The 3,092-nt window shown below is 72.7% G+C and carries 3 protein-coding genes; 2 read left to right on the top strand and 1 reads right to left on the bottom strand.

The genetic code is table 11. The annotated features are described in order from the left end of the window. Positions 1 to 43: 43 nt before the first annotated feature. A complete protein-coding gene (locus tag D7X74_RS40865; protein WP_120538326.1) occupies positions 44 to 1,129 on the top strand; it encodes an iron ABC transporter permease in 1,086 nt (361 codons plus the stop codon). Between the two features lie 459 nt (positions 1,130 to 1,588). Further along, positions 1,589 to 2,392, top strand: coding sequence for a heme ABC transporter ATP-binding protein (locus tag D7X74_RS40860; RefSeq protein WP_120538325.1), 804 nt, complete (start codon positions 1,589 to 1,591; stop codon positions 2,390 to 2,392). Positions 2,393 to 2,458: 66 nt separating this feature from the next. On the opposite strand, the gene D7X74_RS40855 is transcribed toward D7X74_RS40860, so the two are convergent. Then, positions 2,459 to 3,092, bottom strand: a 634-nt coding sequence (locus D7X74_RS40855; RefSeq protein ID WP_147446880.1) for a TetR/AcrR family transcriptional regulator, incomplete at its 5' end; no start/stop codon positions are given.

Raw genomic sequence — 3,092 nt, 5'->3', positions numbered from 1 at the left:
GCCGTGAAGGCACCGGACGCGCGGCGGGGAAGGGCGGCGGCAAATGAGCGCGTCGGAGGCCATGCCCGTGTCCGCCGCGCGTCCGGTGCCTTCACGGCTTCCGGGCGTGAGGCCCTGGGTGACGCTGAGCCTGGTGCTGGCGCTGGTGGTGCTCGCGTCGCTGGCGATCGGCACGGTGCCTGTGCCTCCGGCCGCCATCCTTGGCAGCCTCTGGGAGGCACTGGGGTTGGGCGAGGCCTCCCAACGGATGGACACCACGCAGCGCGCGGTGCTGTTCACCCTCCGCCTGCCGCGTGTGCTGTTGGGCATGATGGTGGGCGCGGTGCTGGCGACGACGGGGGCCGCGCTCCAGGCGCTCTTCCGCAATCCGCTGGTGGAGCCGGGCCTGCTGGGCACCTCCAGTGGCGCGGCGCTGGGCGCGGTGCTGGCCATCGTGCTGGACGTGACACTGGGGATGCAGATGGGCGCGCTGCGCATGCTGGTGGTGCCGGGCGCGGCCTTCCTGGGCGCGCTGGGCGCGACGCTGCTGGCCCAGCGGTTGGGCACGGGGGGAGGCAGGACGGACACGCCGCGCATGTTGCTGTCGGGCGTGGCGGTGAGCGCGGGGGCGTTCGCGGGCATGGGGCTCTTGACCCACGCGGCCTCGGACGCGCAGCTGCGCTCCATCACCTTCTGGAGCCTGGGCAGCCTGGGCGGCGGGTCGTGGGAGACGGTGGGCGCCGCGGCGGTGCCGCTGTTGCTGACGCTGGGGCTGGTGCTGCGCGAGGCGCGAGCGCTCAACCTGGTGCTGCTGGGCGAGCGCGAGGCGTACCACCTGGGCGTGGACGTGGAGCGCCTCAAGCGCCGGCTCATCCTCTGCGCGGCGTTGGGCGTGGGGGCGGCGGTGGCCTTCACGGGGATGATTGGCTTCGTGGGCCTGCTGGTGCCCGCGCTGCTGCGCATGGCGCTGGGGCCGGATCACCGGCGGCTGCTGGCGGCGTCCGCGCTGACGGGAGCGTCGCTGCTGCTGGCGTCGGACCTGCTCTCGCGCATGCTGGCCGCGCCGTCGGAGCTGCCGGTGGGGGCGCTTACCTCCGTGCTGGGCGTGCCGGCCTTCATCGCGCTGCTGTCGCGCAAGGGGGCGGCATGAGCCCGGAGTCACCTTCGTTGGAGCAGGACTCCGAGGCGGGTGCGCCGGTCGAACGCATGCACGCAGAGGAACGTGACGCGGGCTCGACCGTCGTCACGGACGCGCCGGCAGGCCTCACGCGCTTCGGACAGAAGGCCCGCGTGAGTCCAGAGGCACGTGATGCGGGCTCGCCCGTCGTCACGGGCGCACCGACTGGCATCAAGCGGTTCATGCAATGGATCCGCGTGCGTCCGGCGACACGTGACATGGACCCGACCTTCGTCACGGGCGCACCGGCAGGCATCACCCGTTCTGGACACAGGGCCCGCGTGAGCCCGGACGCTCGTGACGCGACTCCGGTGGCGGGCATCGCGCGTTCCGCGCAGAGGACCCGAGTGCTCTCAGGTTCATCTGACACGGAGCTGGCCTCCGTCCGCGCGTGCCGGCCACCCCAGCGCATGCGGCGCGCAAGGAGGCGGTATGAGCCTTGAGGCGCGCGACGTGGAGGTGTGGCGCGGACGTGGGCGAGTGGCGGGCCCGCTGTCGCTGGAGATGAGGCCCGGCGAGGTGCTGGCCGTGGTGGGCCCCAACGGCGCGGGCAAGTCGTCGCTGCTGGCCGCGCTTTCGGGCGAGCTGCGCTGCAAGAGCGGCGACGTGTTCCTGGAAGGACGCGCGCTGCACCAGTGGCCCCTGGCGGAACGCGCGCAGCGGCTGGGCGTGCTGCTCCAGGAGTCCTCGCTGGGCTTCGGCTTCACCGCGCTGGAAGTGGCGGTGCTGGGGCGTAGCCCCCACGCGCGGCGAGGCGGCGAGGAGTCCGACCTGGCGGTGGCCCGCGCCGCGCTGGACGCCACCGACACGCAGCACCTGGCCTCGCGCGCGTACACCACGCTCTCAGGGGGCGAGCGGCAACGCGTGCAGCTGGCGCGCGTGCTGGCCCAACTGTGGACGCCCCCCGTGCACGGCCACCGCTACCTGCTGTTGGACGAGCCGACGGCGAGCCTGGACCTCTCCCACCAGCACCTGGTGCTGGAGCGGGCGCGGGCGTTCGCGCACGAAGGCGGCGCGGTGCTCACCGTGCTGCATGACCTGAACCTGGCCGCGCGCTATGCGGACCGCATCGCGGTGCTGGACCAGGGCCGGTGCGTGCAGTCAGGCACCCCGACGAACGTGCTCACCCCGGACCTCATCGCGAACACCTTCGGGTTGCGCGTGGAGGTGGTATCGCGGCCGGACCTGCCCGGCCCGCTGGTGATTCCCATGGGCCGCGCGTCCCCACCGCCCTGAAGCCATTCTTTTCCGCAACGCCCCTCCAAGGCCGTGCGTCGGACCCTCCTCGCGGCGGGATGTCGCTCACATCCGGACCGTCCGCTCCCGAGCCGTCCGGCGCACCGGGACCGCCGCCGGCTCCGGGCGCAGGTAGCCCAGCGCGAGCGTGGCGATCTCCTCCACGAAGCTCTCATCCTCCAGGTAGTCCGGCCGATCCGTCACCGCCGTGTGGCAGAGCGCCTCCACGGTGGTCACCAGGATGAAGACCGCCATGTCCAGGTTCTGGGGCCGCAGGTCCTCGAAGCGCGGCGCCAGGAAGGCGCGCACCACCCGGAACAGGCGCTGCGAGTACACATCCGACAGGCCCCACTGGCGCATGCGCGGCATCAGCTCATGCAACACCTGGTTCAGGCGCGGGTTCTCCCGCTTCACGGCGATGACCTGCCGGATGAGCGCGCGCATCGCCACCGGAAGCGGCTGCCCGGCCAGCGGCACCAGCCCCGCCTCGAAATCCGCCACCCCCCGAGCGCGGTGCTGCTCCATCAGCGCCGTCACCAGTCCCTCCTTGCTGGGGAAGTACTGGTAGAGCGAGCCGACGCTCACGCCCGCCTCCTGCGCGATGCGGTTGGTGCTGGCGGCCTCGTACCCGTCCTTGACCAGAACGCGAGCAGTCGCGGTGAGGATGGCATCGCAGGTGGCCTGCGAGCGCTCCTGGCGG

This window comes from Corallococcus sp. CA047B (assembly GCF_003612065.1).
Taxonomy (GTDB): domain Bacteria; phylum Myxococcota; class Myxococcia; order Myxococcales; family Myxococcaceae; genus Corallococcus; species Corallococcus praedator.
The sequence above is the reverse complement of the archived record's forward strand: the minus strand, read 5'-3'. Positions and strand labels throughout refer to the sequence as shown.

What these genes read in the sequence shown, in the direction of transcription:
- D7X74_RS40865 (WP_120538326.1), top strand. Translation starts at nt 44, where the DNA reads ATGAGCGCGTCGGAGGCCATGCCCGTGTCCGCCGCGCGTCCGGTGCCT.
- D7X74_RS40860 (WP_120538325.1), top strand. Translation starts at nt 1,589, where the DNA reads ATGAGCCTTGAGGCGCGCGACGTGGAGGTGTGGCGCGGACGTGGGCGA.